Origin of the sequence: Candidatus Electronema sp. JC (assembly GCF_048287365.2) — a bacterium.
In the GTDB taxonomy this organism is placed as follows: Bacteria; Desulfobacterota; Desulfobulbia; order Desulfobulbales; family Desulfobulbaceae; genus Electronema.
The window spans coordinates 24,630-39,274 of the sequence record NZ_JBLWEM020000014.1; the positions used below are offsets into that span (position 1 = coordinate 24,630).

Sequence of the window (14,645 nt, forward strand, 5' to 3'; positions counted from 1 at the left end):
CTTTTATATTTCGATATCCTGAGATAAATTTATTGGTCTTTCGCCGAAAAGTGTCGTGCCGATTCTGACCATCGTCGCGCCTTCCTCGACAGCGACGCGGAAATCTCCTGACAGGCCCATGGACAATGCAACCGCCTCATTGTCATGAAACAAACTCTCTTCAGCCAAGTGCAAGGAGAGCTGCTTGAGCGAACGGAACCACGGGCGGCTTGCTTCCGGCTCACGGCCCAGCGGCGGCATGGTCATCAGGCCCCGGACGCGCAGGCTGGCCAGCGGTCGCATAGCCCGGAGCAGCTCTTCGGCCTGCTCCGGCAGCACGCCGGATTTCTGCGGCTCGCGGCCCACATTGACCTGCACCAGCACGTCTAACTGTTTGCCGAGCTGCGCCGCGTGCTTGTCCAAGGCGGCGGCCAGCTTCAGCCGGTCAACAGTCTGAATGACTTGGAACAGCGACGCGGCGGCGGCGGCCTTATTGCTCTGCAAATGGCCGATGAAATGCCATTCCAAGGCAGGATCAAGCTGGCTGATCTTGCCTGCCGCCTCTTGCAGGTAATTTTCGCCAAAGACTGTCTGGCCGCAGGCTTGCGCTGCAGCCACGCCCGCCGCAGGCACGTGCTTGGACACCGCCATGATCTTGATTGCGTCAGGATTTCTGCCGCAGGCCAAGGCGGCAGCGCGGACAGCGGCGCGCACCTGTTCAAGATTGTCGCAGATCATGCTGGCAAAGCAAAGAGTTTTTCCGCATTGCGGCTGGTCTGGTCAGCGATTTCCGCCAAGGAAACGCCGTGCAGCGCGGCCACGGCGGCGGCAGTGTGGAGCATATGCTCCGGGCGGCAGCATCTGCCCCGGAACGGCACCGGCGCAAGAAACGGCCCATCGGTTTCCAGCAGCAGCCGGTCAAGCGGCAGGCCGCGCACAACCTCGCGCAGGCTTTCGGCCTTGGGGAAAGTGACAATGCCGGGAATGGAGAGATAAAAGCCCAGCTCCAGCACCTGCTCGGCCAGCTCGCGGCTGCCGGTAAAGCAATGCATCACCCCGCCGCGCGGGAAAGGCCCTTTCTCCCGCAGCAGGCGCAGACAGTCCTCGTGCGCGTCGCGGTCGTGGATGATCAGCGGCAGGCGCAGCTCCTTGGCCAGCTCAAGCTGGCGGGCGAAAACGCGCAGCTGCGCCGCTTTGGCCGAATAATTCTTGGCGTAATCAAGGCCTATTTCGCCGAAGCCGACCACCTTGGGCGCGGCGGCCAGCTCGCGCAGATGGCGGAACGTCGCCTCGTCCCCGGCCTTGTCGGCATCATGAGGATGGATGCCCACTGCCGCGTAAACGCCCTCATGCTCGGCGGCCAATTCCACCGCCCGGCGCGAGCTGGCCAGATCAATGCCGATGGTGATGATCTTGGTCACGCCGCAGCGGTTTGCGGCGGCGATGACTTTAGCCAAATCGGCCTGATACTCGGACATGTCGAGATGGCAGTGGGTGTCAACCAAGCGGCAGCCGTGTGGCAGCGCGGGCAGGGCAGTCGTGTTCATCAGATCAGTTGAGATGATATTGTTCGCTCAAGTTGCCGGACAGGAGCGATGCGTGTCCTCTCCCCGGCGGGCAACAAAATACAACGGATGATAGCTCAGGGCAACCCCGCCGTCGTCAGCACTGAAACGGCGGCGGTATTCGGCGCAGAACTGCTCCAGCCGTGAGCGGCTCCACAGGCTGCGGCTGAGGGCGTTGACTCCGGTCTGACGCAGGTGGCGGAGCACGTCCTGCGGGCTGGCGAAACGCAGCGTCACTGTTTCATGGCTGCTGTGGAGCAGGGTGAAATGACGGCGGAGACTGGCGGCGATTTCCGTCAAGCTGCGGTAGCGCAGGCCAATGCCGGTCAGGGCGCGGATTTCGCGCAGATTCTCCGGCCCATACAGGGAGAAGGCCAGCAGGCCGCCGGGACGCAGACAGGCCGCCAATTTGACCAGCAGGCCGTCCAGATCGTGAAGCCAGTGAAAGGTGGAGGCGGAAAGAACGAGATCCAGACCGCCAAGCAGGGGCAGCACCTCGATGTCGCCGGACAGCAGCCGCACTGCCGGACTGAAGGCGGGCAGGTCAAGGCGGCTGGCAAAATCCGGGACCAGATCGTTCAAGATCAGCTCGCGGATGCCGCTGAACCGTCCGATCAGACTCCGGGTGAGCAGCCCGGTGCCGCAGCCGATCTCCAACACCTGCTGCGGCGGTCTGACGCAGTGCTGCGCCAGCAGATCAAGCAGCCGCTCGGCGGTGCGACGCTGAATTACAGCCTGCTGTTCGTAGCTGGCCGCAGCCCGCCGGAACTGCTGGCGCAGCAGGTCTTTGTCAACGAGAGCAGGCGAGACAGAGCAGAGGCTGGAGCCAGCCTCTGCGTGGGAAGAAAAACACATTCAGCGGAGCTGGTGAAGGAGCCAGAGAGAGGAGTTCAGCGTTCTGCCTTGAATTTTTTCGCTAAGGGAGCCAGGGGTGATGACGGCCTTTTCTTTGTCGGCCCCTTCCATGAGCAGCTGCCAGCCTTTACTGAACAGAGGCGGCAGGGCAAAAACAGACGGCCTTTTTCGGGAGCCTGCGTCGATCAGCACAGCATGTATATCCGGCAGTTCCCTCAAATTTTTGTCCAAATGCGAGGCCAGCAGCTCGGTCAGACCTGATTCATCCGGCTTCTGGATCAGGTGTGCGGCATAGAGCACGTTCATCGGGTTGAGCGGCTGCGCTGCCAGCAGACTTTTCAGGCCGGGTTCAGTCAGGATTTTTCGCCCATGCAGCAGGCCGAGGCGGAGCAGCTCAGTCTGCCGCGCCGCCGGACTGGCCGGATCAAAGCCTTTGCCGATTTCCGCCATCAGCACAGCGGCCTCCGGCAGCGCGGCCCGCACCGCATCCACTCCGGGCTGCCACGATTGCTCCGCCACAGCGAAGACTTGGGTCTGCCAGCCCGCCAAAGTTTGGACAAAAATTTCATAGACCTCGCCTGGCTCATCCTCCACCCGCAGACGGTAGAGACCGGGATCCAGCTCAAGATGCAAGGCGCAGAACCGGCTCTCCGCAGCACAGATGCCATGCGCCGCCTCTGCCAGCAGCTCGCCGTGTATATCATGCAGCGACACGCCCAGCCATGGCCGGGCCGCCTCGTCGCTCAAGCCCCGGAGACAGAGGAACAGCTGGCTGCCGCTGCCGGTTTTGAAGGGAGCGTGTTTAGCGCGAGACAGCTCCTGCGCCGCCGCGCCGTGCTCCTCCCTCCACGTCAACGTTTGCGCCAGCGGCGCGGGCGAGGCGAACTGCACGGGCGGGCCGTCAAAAATTTGGCTCCGCGCTCCAGAGGCAACCTCGATCAGGCTGTCCGTCTGCACTTGGCCGACCCGGAAGCGGGCCTTGTAGAGGCCGGGCGCGACCGCCGCCTCGGCCCTGCCGATGCCGCTGGCGATCAGCTGAAAACGGCTGTCAGCGAGAAAGACTTCGGTCAGGCTGTCCGCCGCCCTGACACTCAGGGCGCCGGTCTGCTTAGACGGTGATTTGCTCATTGCCGGGCACCTCGAATATTTTCTGGCGGCCTGTGCCGCCCACCGCGATTTTATACAGACCTGGCTCCAGCTCCAGCGTCACCGCCGCCGTGCCTGCCGCTTCCTGCCTGATTTCCTTGAAATTGCCGTCGAAAAGCACCAGCCGCTCCGCGCCGCTGTAGGGTTGCAGGCTGACCCGGACTTCCGCCGCGCCCGCTGTCTTCCGTTTGAAAAAGGTGATATCCCGGCTGGAGTCGAGCCGGATTTCCGGCGGCTCTGCCTCTGAATTTCCGGCAAAGCGGGCGATGCTGTTGTGAATATGATTTTTCAAAGCCTGCCCGGTGACTGCGCCCTGAATCGGGCGGGCGTTCCGCAGCGCGTCGAGCATAGTCCGGGTGAAGATGCCCGCGTTGATGCCGTCCTCAAAGGGCCGCTCGCGGGCTTCCCGGCCCCGGCCCACGGCGAAGGCGTAAAAATATTTCATCTGATCGGCGTTGAAGTGGCCTTGACTGACCGTATATTGCGGCTCCCGGATCTGATACGGCACATTGACCGTGCGGCAGCAGTCCATGATCAGCACCAGCTCGTCAAAGACCGCGTGGCGGCGCAGCCATTCGACGTAGTCAGTGACCGCGATGTGCCAAGGAAACATCCGCTTGGCATTGGCGGCGTAGAGCGCCGTGCGGCTCATGTCGCCAGGATCGCCGAAGCCGTGGCCTGCCGCGAAGATGTACAGCCGTTCGCCCTCTTTTTTGCCGTCGTAGTAATCGGCGATGAACGGCTCAAAAAGTGCCTCGACCTGGTTCGGCGTGGGGCTGCCTGACTGCGCGGGAAAATCAGTCGAGAGCATCCGCCTGATGTTGGATCCGGGCAGGTTGCCGCCTGCCGGGTCACGGAGCCAGGCATCAAATTCCAGAGCATCATTGACCGGCCCTTTGAGAGATTCCAAGCCGGGATAGTCGTTGATGCCGATGACAATGGCGTGATGTTTTTTCTTCTTGTCGGGCATCATCCGGCACCTGTGCCTGAAGTTGATCATGAAAAAAAGGCCCGCGCAGACAGAGCGGGCCTGCCCATTCTCAGCTGTTGGCCAGATTGATCAGGCGGGCGACCACGTCCGCCTGCGGCACGCCGGAGCCGCCTCCCTGCGCCTGGCTGCCCTTGGGCGGGGTCCAGAGGAAGTCAGGATGCGCCTTGCTCCGCCACTCGCCGCCGATGATCTTGCCGGAGATGTCCAGCTCCAGATCGTAGAGATAGCGGACCTCCTGCACCGCGTCGCTGCCGGGGCTGTCGGTCATGCTGTGGCTGGGGGCAGTCTCGACGGTGTAGGAAACGTACATTTCTATGCCGATGACGCTCGCGGTCTGGCTGCTGCGGTAGCGGGCGAACTTGTCGTTGGTGAAGCTCGCGCGGGGCACGGCGGCGGCGGCGATCGCGCTCTGATACGTCATGCTTTTCGGGTTGAAATGGTAATAGCGGTAGCCGACCACAGGCTGATTCCAGACCTGATAGTCAAAAGTGACATCCATGACCATGCTCCGCCTGGACGCGCCGAGCTGATTGACCACGGCCAGATGCCAAGTGCCGGGGTTGGTGTCAAAGCAGTCCTGCGCGATCACCCGGCCAATTTCGTCCCGCTCCGGGTTGGGGACGTTGCAGCGGCCGCCGATGAACCTGACGCTGGGGCTGGCCTTGGCCCAGAGCAGCGAAGCCAGGGCTTTGATGTCTGAAGGATAGAAGGTGAGCTGCGTTCTGCCGTCCGCAGCCGTCAGAGTGACAGCCTTGGCCGGGCGCGGCGCCATGTAGCTGGCCGGCGCCCAGCCATGGCAGATGCCCATCCATGTCTCGACATGACCGTACTGCTGCTGATACCGCTCGCCGTCCGCCCACATCTGCCGGGTCAGACTGAAGCTGCTGTCGCCGATCAGAATATCGTACTTCTCCGAAGGCGAGAGCTGATTGACAGCCGCCGCGCTGCCGCTGCTGAGAATGCCTGAGGCTGGGCGGCTCTGCACGTAGCTGTAATTTTCCTGCCAGTCTTGGGAATGGGGGAAGCCGGGATCGGCGTAGCGTTTGCCAAGGCAGCCGAGATACAGGCCCCAGTAGTCGTCCGACCACGGCGTGACGCTCAGACGCGCCCGCATCAAGCCGCTGGCCTGCATGCTTTGCAGGCTGGTGTGGACATAGCTGTCCACCAGATTGCGGGCCTGATCATTGGAGGCGATGGCGGCGCGGGTCGCCCGCTCCTCCTCGTCGCTGTCCAAAAGGGTGCGCAGCTCGTCGCGGGCGCCGACATAAGCTTTGCTCTCCAGCGCCTCCGGGCTGAAAAGAGGCAGCGCCTCAGGTGTCGCGCCTTGCTGCTCTGTCCGCTTCAGCGGCAGGCGGTCCATGAACTCCGCCGGCTCGTTCTCAAAGGCCTCCAGATCAGCCCGCAGAGCCTGCTCCTGCTCCGCGCTGACCTCCAGCTGTCCGTCGTCGGCATTGCTGTCTTCCGCCTTGTCCTCTCCGTCCGCAGCAGGCGCAGCCGCCGCTTCATGGCTGTGCCCGTGCTCCTGATCATGCTCGTGATTATGCGCATGGTCGTGGCCGTGGGCATGGCTGTGCTCCTGACCGCCGCTGGCACCGTGATCATGGCCGCCGTGCGGGTGGACGTGCGGGTGCTCATGGTCATGATGATGCCCGTGCGCGTGGCCATGATCGTGGCTGTGTCCGGCCTCATGCGCATGATCGCGGTCATGGCTGTGATCGCCGCAGCCGCAGCTTGGCTGTTCCGGCTTGCTGCTGCTGCCGCAGCCGCATCCTTTGAACAGATCGAGAATGGGGCAGTTGTGTTTTTTCGGCGGGGTGGACATGGCTTCCTCCTTTTTGGTGGGTGTCGGGTGTGCCGCAGAACGCGGGCATGTTCAAATCTACTCTAAAATCAGCGGGCCGCCAAGACAGAACCGGCGGTTTTTCATAAAAGATCATACCCGGAGTCAGTATGAGGCGGAAGGCTCCGGCGCGTCAGAAAACGGAATTCTGGCTGCGGCTGGGTCAGCGCGACCCGACCACAGCCGTTTCTCCGTTGACAGACTGTGCCGGAAGCCCTAAAGTTTGACTTAGGTCAAATTTGACCGCAGCCATAATTCATCTTCAATGACAACAACAGGAAAGGCAAATGGCCGGATTGCGCGAGCAGAAAAAAAAACAGACCAGAGCCGCCATCATGGAGGCGGCATTCACCCTTTTCGGCGAGCGCGGCTATGAGAACACCAGCATTTCCGCCTTGTCCAAAGCCGCCGGGATTGGCAAAGGCACCGTGTACTCCTACTTCCGCTCCAAGAGCGAAATACTGCTGGCCTTCTGCGAGGACGAGCTGGAATGCCTCCACCTTGAGCTGCAACGCACCATCCCGGCAGACGCGCCGCTGGAGGAGAAGCTGCTGCATGTCTTCATGCACGAATTCCGCTATGTGACCAAAAACAAGGGCTTTGGCCGCACGCTGATGCGGGAAGTCATCTTCCCGAAAGAGCTGACCACGGAGAAGTCGCGGAAGATCGAGGAGCAGTTCATCCAATTCTTTGTCATCATGTTCACTGAAGCGCAGACGCGCGGCCAGCTGCGACGCGACATCGACCTGACCCTGACCTGCGGCCACTTCTACGCGCTCTATCTCATGGCCTTGTCCGCATGGTATTCAGGCCGCCTGCCGGAGGAGGACGATGTCCGCGCCGCCATGCAGGTGATGTTCCGTCAAGCCTTGAGCGGCCTCATGCCGCAGCCAGAGCTGCCATGACTCATCCAGAAGCGAGAACCATGCGGGCCAAGATTGTCCGCTTCCTCCTCTACAACCTGCCTGGCCTGCTCTTCATCCTGTTGCTGGCCTTTGTCGCCATGCGGGTCAACGAGCAGGTCAAGGCGAAGAAGGCCGTGCTCGAAGAGGAGCTGCGGAACGCCACCGCTGCCGAGGTGCCGCCGGTGAACGTGGTGACGCTGGAGCTGCGGCCCGCGCCGCTGCGCGACAAGATCAGCCTGCCCGGCGTGATCGAGGCGTGGCGCAGCCTCCAGCTCATGGCCAAAGTGGCGGGCAGCGTCGAGGAGATCTTTGTCAAGGAAGGCGACCAGGTCAGGCAGGGCCAGCTTGTCGCCCGGCTGGAGACCAAGGAGTATCAGATCGCGGCGGATTCGGCCAGGGCAGCGCACGAGCTGGCCCGCGCCAACCTCGCCCGCAGCGAGTCCCTGCGCAGCAAGGGCATCAGCACGCAGGCCAGCTTGGAGGAGCAGCAGAACCAAGTCCGCCAGGCCAAGGCCGCCCTTGAGGACGCGGAGCTGAAGCTGTCGCGCTGCCAGATCACCGCGCCAATAGCCGGAGTGATCAGCCGCCTGGACGCGGAAGTCGGAATGCTGGTGCACTCGTTCTCTCCCGCCCCTCTGGCCGAGATTCTGGAGCTGGAGCGGGTCAAGGCCGCAGTCTCCATTCCTGAGTCCGATGTGGCCGCAGTGCGCAGGCTGAAGGCGGTGCAGATCGAGGTGCAGGCGCTGGGCGGGGAGAAATTCACCGCGCCGGTGCATTTCCTCGCGCCCGCGCCGGAGAGCATGGCCCGCGTCTACCGCCTGGAGCTGGCCTTGGACAACCCGGGCCGCCGCATCCTGCCGGGCATGTTCGTCCGCGCTGAGGTGGTCAAGGAGGAGCAGGCGCAGGCCCTTGCCGTGCCCATCTACGCGGTCATCTCCCGCAACGGCGAGCAGTTTGTCTATGTCGAGGAGAACGGCCTCGCCAAGCGGCGGACAGTGCGCACCGGCTTCCTCGAAGGCTGGCAGGTGCTGGTCACAGAAGGCTTGCAGGCGGGCGACAAGGTGATCGTTGAGGGCCACCGCAGCGTGGAGGACGGGCAAAAGGTGCGGACAGTGAAGGCCGCCGCCGATTTGAAGGAGCTGGCCGCTGTTTCAAACGCGGGAGCAGATCAGCGATATTTTGAAGCCTGATTCTGCACGCACGAGCCTCAAGTTGCAAATTCTGCAAATTTTCCGCTGCGCGAAAGCCTGCTTGCATTTCTCCGCCGTCCTGTGCTACTATTGGACAGAGTTTCCGGGATTCCGCAGAAAAAGACCTTGCATTACGGAGATGCGCAAAGCTGCCTCTCTGTGAACCTCAGCCGCAGGAGCTTTGTTGAAGCAGACACGCTTGGAAAAAATCGCAGGCATCGTCAACCGCAGCGAAAAAAGCCGCTGTTCCGCCCAGACCCGCCTCAATGCCTTTTACCAGCTTTTCAGCCGCACGGATCAGGTGCTGATCGTCATTGTCGCCGACCCGGATTCGCTCGCCTGTGCGCTGGCGGTGAAGCGGCTCCTCAGCTACCGCGTCGGCAGCGTCACCATCGGTTATCCGAACGAAATCCGGCGGCTAAACAACCTGACCATGATCAAGCGGCTGAAAATCCCGATTGAGCGGCTGCACACCCTTCAGATCAATGATTATTCCAAAAAGATTCTTTTAGATTCCCAGCCGACGCACCAGCCCTGCTTTGAGAAAATTCAGTTCGACGCGGTGATTGATCATCACCCGGTCACGAACGGCTGGGATGCAAATGTGAAATTCATTGACATCCGTCCGGATTATGGAGCGGTAGCCTCGATGATGATAGAATATATCCGGGCCGCCAACATCACACCGTCTGTTTCCTTGGCAACTGCCTTGTATTACGGCATCAAGGTTGACACCCAGAATTTTGAGAAGAAGAATCTTCAATTGGCTGACGGCATCTCCTTCCGCTATGTCTTTAATTTTGCCAACCGCAACCTGGTGCGCAAGTTCGAGTTGACAGAGCTGCGCCGCTCCGAGCTGAAATATTTCAAGACCGCCCTGAAAGAAGTCAAGGCCAGCAAGGGCCGGGCCTACGCCCATCTCGGCAAGGTCAGCACCCCGGACGTGCTGGTGATCATCGCCGATTTCCTCAACCATGTTGATGGCTTCGACTGGGTTTTCGTCTCCGGCATCTCCGGCGACAAGCTGATTGTCATCCTCCGCTGCGACGGCTACCGCAAGCATGCGGGCAAGTTCGCTCAGAAAACTTTCAGCGAGTACGGCTCCGCCGGCGGCCACCGCGAGGCGGCGCGGGCAGAGCTGCCGTTGAAGAACCTGCCGCCCCGGCGCGAGGGCCAGGACTTCAGCACAGCCACGCTGATGAAAATCGCCACCCGCCATCTTTGACCCGCCTTTTTCTTTTCCTTTCCCTGCCGCCGCAGTATAATTCGGTCGCGGAAAAGACGGCCTTCCTGCGGGCTGCCGCCGCTTCCGCAGGCAACATTCTAAAAGTCCGAACTGCACGAGAGTCTGAATATGGCAATGCCTTCCACTTTGGCGATGATTCTGGCCGGAGGCCGCGTTGACGAGCTGGGTGTGCTCACCCATTACCGTCCCAAATCCGCTGTCCCCTTCGGCGGTTTCGCCCGGGTGATCGACTTTCCCCTGAGCAACCTGATGCGCTCCGGCATTGAGCGCATCGCCATCCTGAGCCAGTACCGCTCCTATTCGCTCATCAACCACATCGGCACCGGCGCGGCTTGGGACATGATCGGCAGAAACCGTGGCATCTTCATCCTGCCGCCCTTCAAAGATTACTATAATCCGCACTGGTATCGCGGGTCGGCGGACGCAGTCTATCAGAACCTTGATTTTATCCGCTACAACAAGCCGGAGGAAATCCTGATCCTCTCCGGCGATCATATCTATTCAATGGACTACCGGCAGCTGATCCGCTTTCATCATGAGCACGATGCCGACCTCACCGCCGCCTTTATTAAAGTTGAGAAGAAGAGCGCGGCCCGTCGTTTCGGCGTGGCGGAGATTGCTGATGACACTGCTGAAGGCGGACGGCTGCTTTCTTATGAAGAAAAGCCGGAGGAGCCGAAGGGCGACTGGGCTTCGCTCACTGTGCTCTGCTTCAAGCCCAAAGTGCTTTGCGATGTGCTGAAGGAAAATCAGGCTGCCGAATCCTACGAGTTTGGCCGCGACATCATCCCGCTGATGATGCAGCGCGGCATGAAGGTTTTCGGCTACAAATTCAACGGCTACTGGGGATACACGCGCACCGTGGACGAATACTGGCAGACTTCGATGGACCTGCTCGGCGACAGCCCGCTGATTGACATGGAGCACTGGGGCCTGCGTACGAATTTGGAGCATCGCGGCATCCGCGACTGCCAGCCGCTCAAAGTAGGGCAGGACGGCTCATTGGACAATTCGATGGCCTACAACGGCTGCATCGTCGAGGGCAAAGTGACCAATTCCATCCTCTTCCCTGGCGTGCGGGTGGAGAAAGGCGCGGAGGTCAGGAATTCCATCCTCTTCTTCAACAATGTGGTGAAAGAGGGCAGCAGGCTGGAGCGAGTGATCAGCGATGTCAACACCAGCTTTGGCAGCGGCGTGCGGGCAGGCGCGGCAGAGGGCCGGGTGACGGTGATCGGCTGGAACAACCATGTTCCTGACGGCATGATCATCGGCGGCGGCTGCTCAGTCGCGCCGGAGATGGACGCGGACAAATGGCCGCAGCAGGGCTTGGCTGATTTGGAGGAACTGCGATGAGAGACGCGAACGACGCGCTGGTGCTGCTGCTGGCAGGCGGCATAGGCAACCGCCTGAATATACTGGTCGGCCACCGGGCTAAACCGGCAGTGCCTTTTGGCGGCATCTACCGGATCATTGATTTTTCTCTGTCCAATGTGATGAACGCTGGCCTGAGCCGGGTTGGCGTGCTCACCCAGTACAAGCCGCTCTCGCTGATGCGGCACATTGGCAGCGGCCAAGCGTGGGACTTCACAGGCCGCAGCCGAGGTGTGGAAATCCTGCCGCCGCGCACCGGCGAGAAGGATTCCGACTGGTACAAAGGCACGGCAGACGCGATCCGGCAGAACATTGACTTCATCAAAGCCAATCCCTCTGAGCAGGTGGTGATTCTTTCCGGCGACCATATTTACCGGATGGATCTCAACGACATGATCGCCTGCCACCGGGCGAAAAAAGCAGGCATCACCATCGGCATGATGGTCGTGCCAATGAGCGAGATTCATCAGTTCGGGGCTGGCATTGTGGACGAAGACAACCGGATTGTGGACTGGGAGGAAAAGCCCAAGGTCGCCCGCACCAACTTAGCTTCGATGGGCATTTATGTCTTTGACACCGAATACTTGCTGGCCATGCTCGCCCGCGACCGCAGCGAGATTGACTTTGGGATGCACATCATCCCTAAAGCGATTGAGGAACGGCAGGTCTTCGCCTATCCCTTCTATGGCTACTGGCGCGATGTCGGCACCATTCAGGCCTACTGGGACGCGAACATGGATATCATCGGCCCGGATTCTGGCATCTCGCCGGAAGCATGGGGAATCAGGCCGAACATCGAGACCAAGCGGCGGATGATGGACCGCGCTCCGGCCCGCTTCGCCGCTGGCTGCACGGTGCGGTCTTCGTTGATTGCCGCTGGCTGCGTGATCGAAGGCACAGTGATCAACTCCGTCCTCTCGCCCGGCGTGATCGTGCGAAAAGGCGCAGCAGTCCGCGATTCAGTTATTTTCGAGGATTCCGTGATAGAAGCCGGGGCTGAAGTTGATCTGGTGGTGGCGGACAAGCGGATTCACGTCGGCTGCGGCGCGGCAGTTGGCTGCGGCGATGCCGAGGCGAAGAAGATCATCAACAAGGACTTCCCGACGCATCTCTACAGCGGCATCACTCTGCTCGGCAAGGAGGCGCGGATTCCGGAAGGCATGAAGATAGGCCGCAACTGCATTGTTCAGACCGGTTTCAGCCGCAGCAGTGCGCCGCTCGAAGAGTGCCAGCACGGCGTGGTCTTTTCCGCTGCCTGATGCGGAAAAACTTTGCTTTTGCCCGGCGTTCAGGTAAAATCGGCAAGCAGCTGTCGCCGCGCCCGTAGCTCAGGTGGATAGAGCACCAGATTCCTAATCTGGGTGCCGCAGGTTCAAATCCTGCCGGGCGCACCAAGCCATCCCTCTTGTGTTCACTTCCATCCTTCTTGCAGCGGCTTTAATCGGACATCTTATGCAATCTGTGCAGCGGAAAAAGCGGATATTGATCACCGGCGGAGCGGGATTTCTCGGCTCGCATCTTTGCGAACGGCTGCTGGCTGAGGGCAACGAGGTGGTCTGCTTGGACAACTACTTCACCGGCGCCAAGCAGAATATTGTTCACCTGTTAGACAATTCGTACTTTGAGCTGCTCCGCCACGATGTGACGTTCCCCCTTTATATTGAGGTGGATGAAATTTACAACCTCGCCTGCCCGGCCTCGCCGATTCATTATCAGTTTGATCCGGTGCAGACCACCAAGACCTCGGTGCATGGGGCGATCAACATGCTCGGCTTGGCCAAGCGGGTGAAGGCGAAGATTTTTCAGGCTTCTACTTCGGAAGTCTACGGCGACCCGCAGATCCATCCGCAGCCAGAATCCTACTGGGGCCATGTCAACCCGAACGGCCTGCGCTCCTGCTACGACGAAGGCAAGCGCTGCGCTGAGACCCTGTTTTTCGATTACCGCCGCCAGCATAACCTGCGGATCAAAGTGGCCCGCATTTTCAACACCTACGGGCCGCGTATGCACCCCAACGATGGGCGGGTGGTCTCCAACTTCATCGTTCAGGCACTGCTCGGCGAGCCGATCACCATCTACGGTAACGGCTCGCAAACCCGCTCTTTCTGCTATGTCGATGATCTGATTGAAGCCTTCATCCGCCTGATGGCCACTGAGGACGATTTCACCGGCCCGGTCAACACCGGCAATCCGGGCGAGTTCACCATCCTGCAATTGGCGGAAAACGTACTGGAACTGACCGGCTCGAAGTCCGAGCTGATCTTTAAACCTCTGCCGCAGGACGATCCGAAGCAGCGGCAGCCGGACATCACTTTGGCCAAGGAAAAGCTCGGCTGGGAGCCGAAGATTTCCCTGCGCGAAGGACTGCTTCCGACCATCGCCTATTTTGACGATTTTCTCCGCAAACAACAATGAAAACAGCTCTGATCACCGGAGTCACCGGTCAGGACGGCGCGTATTTGGCCGAACTCCTGCTTGAAAAAGGTTATTCGGTGCATGGCCTCAAACGCCGTTCTTCGCTCTTCAACACCGACCGGGTGGATCATCTTTACCAAGACCCGCACGAGGAGGCTGTCCGTTTCAAGCTCCATCACGGCGACCTGACCGATGCCACCAATCTGATCAGAATTGTGCAGGAAGTTGAGCCTGATGAGATTTACAATCTGGCCGCGCAAAGCCACGTGGCGGTGTCCTTCGAGACCCCGGAATACACCGCCAACAGCGACGCGCTCGGCACCCTGCGCCTGCTGGAGGCTATCCGCATTCTTGGTTTGGAAGGCAAAACGCGCTTCTATCAGGCATCCACCTCAGAGCTGTTCGGCAAGGTGCAGGAGATTCCCCAGCGCGAGACCACGCCGTTCTATCCCCGCTCGCCCTACGCGGTGGCCAAGCTCTATTCGTACTGGATCACGGTGAATTACCGTGAAGCCTATAAGATGTACTGCTGCAACGGCATTCTCTTCAACCACGAATCGCCGGTGCGGGGCGAGACCTTTGTCACCCGCAAGATCACCAGAGCCTTGGCGCGGATCAAGCTGGGCTTGCAGGACACGCTCTTTCTCGGCAATCTTAATTCCTTGCGCGACTGGGGCCATGCCAAGGACTATGTGCGGATGCAGTGGCTGATGCTCCAGCAGGAGCAGCCGGAGGATTTCGTCATCGCCACCGGCAGGCAGCATTCTGTGCGGGAATTCGTGGAAATCGCCGCTGAAGAGCTGGGCATGAATATCGTCTGGCAGGGCAGCGGGCTGGATGAGGTCGGCATTGAGCGCAAGAGCGGCAAGACTATTGTCCGCGTTGATCCGCGCTATTTCCGCCCGACCGAGGTCGAAACGCTGCTTGGCGACCCGTCCAAGGCCAAGGAAAAGCTCGGCTGGGAGCCAAAGATCAGCTTTGAGGAGATGGTGCGCGAGATGATCGTGGAAGACCTGAAGCTGGCGGAGCGGGATCAGGTCGTGCGGCAGAAGGGCTATCGGGCGTATAATTATTTTGAGTAGTCTTAATTTGTTGGCATAGAAAATGCCGCCGGTCTCACATCCGTTTAAAAGAGGCGCATT

General features: G+C 60.4%; 13 protein-coding genes and 1 tRNA gene. 8 read left to right on the plus strand and 6 right to left on the minus strand.

The window, feature by feature from the left end:
• Nucleotides 1-3 precede the first annotated feature (3 nt).
• From ACNKH3_RS01890 to ACNKH3_RS01915, 6 genes are all read right to left on the minus strand, one after another.
• Nucleotides 4-717, minus strand: coding sequence for a YggS family pyridoxal phosphate-dependent enzyme (locus tag ACNKH3_RS01890; RefSeq protein WP_417917176.1), 714 nt, complete (start codon nucleotides 715-717; stop codon nucleotides 4-6).
• Nucleotides 714-1,526: a TatD family hydrolase gene (locus ACNKH3_RS01895; RefSeq protein ID WP_417917177.1), complete on the minus strand. Its 813-nt coding sequence runs from the start codon at nucleotides 1,524-1,526 to the stop codon at nucleotides 714-716. The genes ACNKH3_RS01890 and ACNKH3_RS01895 overlap by 4 nt, the downstream gene beginning before the upstream one ends.
• Before the next feature lie 27 nt (nucleotides 1,527-1,553).
• Nucleotides 1,554-2,399, minus strand: a complete 846-nt coding sequence (gene bioC, locus ACNKH3_RS01900) for a malonyl-ACP O-methyltransferase BioC (RefSeq protein ID WP_417917178.1) — start codon at nucleotides 2,397-2,399, stop codon at nucleotides 1,554-1,556.
• The gene (locus tag ACNKH3_RS01905; RefSeq protein WP_417916515.1) at nucleotides 2,400-3,527 is read right to left on the minus strand and encodes a hypothetical protein; all 1,128 of its coding nucleotides are present in this window, start codon (nucleotides 3,525-3,527) and stop codon (nucleotides 2,400-2,402) included.
• The gene (locus ACNKH3_RS01910) at nucleotides 3,508-4,515 is read right to left on the minus strand and encodes a caspase family protein (protein ID WP_417916514.1); all 1,008 of its coding nucleotides are present in this window, start codon (nucleotides 4,513-4,515) and stop codon (nucleotides 3,508-3,510) included. The genes ACNKH3_RS01905 and ACNKH3_RS01910 overlap by 20 nt, the downstream gene beginning before the upstream one ends.
• 70 nt (nucleotides 4,516-4,585) lie before the next feature.
• Entirely contained in the window at nucleotides 4,586-6,358 is a 1,773-nt protein-coding gene (locus tag ACNKH3_RS01915; protein WP_420208044.1) for a hypothetical protein, read from the minus strand.
• A gap of 305 nt (nucleotides 6,359-6,663) precedes the next feature.
• Here ACNKH3_RS01915 and ACNKH3_RS01920 point away from each other — a divergent pair, with 305 nt between their 5' ends.
• From ACNKH3_RS01920 to gmd, 8 genes are all read left to right on the plus strand, one after another.
• Nucleotides 6,664-7,281, plus strand: a complete 618-nt coding sequence (locus tag ACNKH3_RS01920; RefSeq protein WP_417916512.1) for a TetR/AcrR family transcriptional regulator — start codon at nucleotides 6,664-6,666, stop codon at nucleotides 7,279-7,281.
• Entirely contained in the window at nucleotides 7,278-8,471 is a 1,194-nt protein-coding gene (locus ACNKH3_RS01925; RefSeq protein ID WP_420208045.1) for an efflux RND transporter periplasmic adaptor subunit, read from the plus strand. The genes ACNKH3_RS01920 and ACNKH3_RS01925 overlap by 4 nt, the downstream gene beginning before the upstream one ends.
• A 184-nt stretch (nucleotides 8,472-8,655) precedes the next feature.
• Entirely contained in the window at nucleotides 8,656-9,696 is a 1,041-nt protein-coding gene (locus ACNKH3_RS01930) for a DHH family phosphoesterase (RefSeq protein ID WP_420208046.1), read from the plus strand.
• Nucleotides 9,697-9,825: 129 nt separating this feature from the next.
• Nucleotides 9,826-11,070 carry a glucose-1-phosphate adenylyltransferase family protein gene (locus tag ACNKH3_RS01935; protein WP_417916949.1) on the plus strand — a complete coding sequence of 415 codons (1,245 nt, stop codon included), beginning with the start codon at nucleotides 9,826-9,828 and terminating at the stop codon, nucleotides 11,068-11,070.
• A complete protein-coding gene (locus tag ACNKH3_RS01940; protein ID WP_420208047.1) occupies nucleotides 11,067-12,347 on the plus strand; it encodes a glucose-1-phosphate adenylyltransferase family protein in 1,281 nt (426 codons plus the stop codon). The genes ACNKH3_RS01935 and ACNKH3_RS01940 overlap by 4 nt, the downstream gene beginning before the upstream one ends.
• Before the next feature lie 58 nt (nucleotides 12,348-12,405).
• Nucleotides 12,406-12,482, plus strand: a tRNA-Arg gene (locus ACNKH3_RS01945).
• 67 nt (nucleotides 12,483-12,549) lie between these two features.
• The gene (locus ACNKH3_RS01950) at nucleotides 12,550-13,503 is read left to right on the plus strand and encodes a UDP-glucuronic acid decarboxylase family protein (protein WP_420208061.1); all 954 of its coding nucleotides are present in this window, start codon (nucleotides 12,550-12,552) and stop codon (nucleotides 13,501-13,503) included.
• Complete coding sequence (gmd, locus tag ACNKH3_RS01955) at nucleotides 13,500-14,585, plus strand: GDP-mannose 4,6-dehydratase (protein ID WP_417915735.1); 1,086 nt, start codon at nucleotides 13,500-13,502, stop codon at nucleotides 14,583-14,585. The genes ACNKH3_RS01950 and gmd overlap by 4 nt, the downstream gene beginning before the upstream one ends.
• Nucleotides 14,586-14,645: the final 60 nt, after the last annotated feature.

What these genes read in the sequence shown, in the direction of transcription:
- ACNKH3_RS01925 (WP_420208045.1), top strand. Translation starts at nt 7,278, where the DNA reads ATGACTCATCCAGAAGCGAGAACCATGCGGGCCAAGATTGTCCGCTTC.
- ACNKH3_RS01940 (WP_420208047.1), top strand. Translation starts at nt 11,067, where the DNA reads ATGAGAGACGCGAACGACGCGCTGGTGCTGCTGCTGGCAGGCGGCATA.
- ACNKH3_RS01915 (WP_420208044.1), bottom strand. Translation starts at nt 6,358, where the DNA reads ATGTCCACCCCGCCGAAAAAACACAACTGCCCCATTCTCGATCTGTTC.
- ACNKH3_RS01890 (WP_417917176.1), bottom strand. Translation starts at nt 717, where the DNA reads ATGATCTGCGACAATCTTGAACAGGTGCGCGCCGCTGTCCGCGCTGCC.
- ACNKH3_RS01895 (WP_417917177.1), bottom strand. Translation starts at nt 1,526, where the DNA reads ATGAACACGACTGCCCTGCCCGCGCTGCCACACGGCTGCCGCTTGGTT.
- ACNKH3_RS01910 (WP_417916514.1), bottom strand. Translation starts at nt 4,515, where the DNA reads ATGCCCGACAAGAAGAAAAAACATCACGCCATTGTCATCGGCATCAAC.
- ACNKH3_RS01905 (WP_417916515.1), bottom strand. Translation starts at nt 3,527, where the DNA reads ATGAGCAAATCACCGTCTAAGCAGACCGGCGCCCTGAGTGTCAGGGCG.
- bioC (WP_417917178.1), bottom strand. Translation starts at nt 2,399, where the DNA reads ATGTGTTTTTCTTCCCACGCAGAGGCTGGCTCCAGCCTCTGCTCTGTC.
- gmd (WP_417915735.1), top strand. Translation starts at nt 13,500, where the DNA reads ATGAAAACAGCTCTGATCACCGGAGTCACCGGTCAGGACGGCGCGTAT.
- ACNKH3_RS01920 (WP_417916512.1), top strand. Translation starts at nt 6,664, where the DNA reads ATGGCCGGATTGCGCGAGCAGAAAAAAAAACAGACCAGAGCCGCCATC.
- ACNKH3_RS01935 (WP_417916949.1), top strand. Translation starts at nt 9,826, where the DNA reads ATGGCAATGCCTTCCACTTTGGCGATGATTCTGGCCGGAGGCCGCGTT.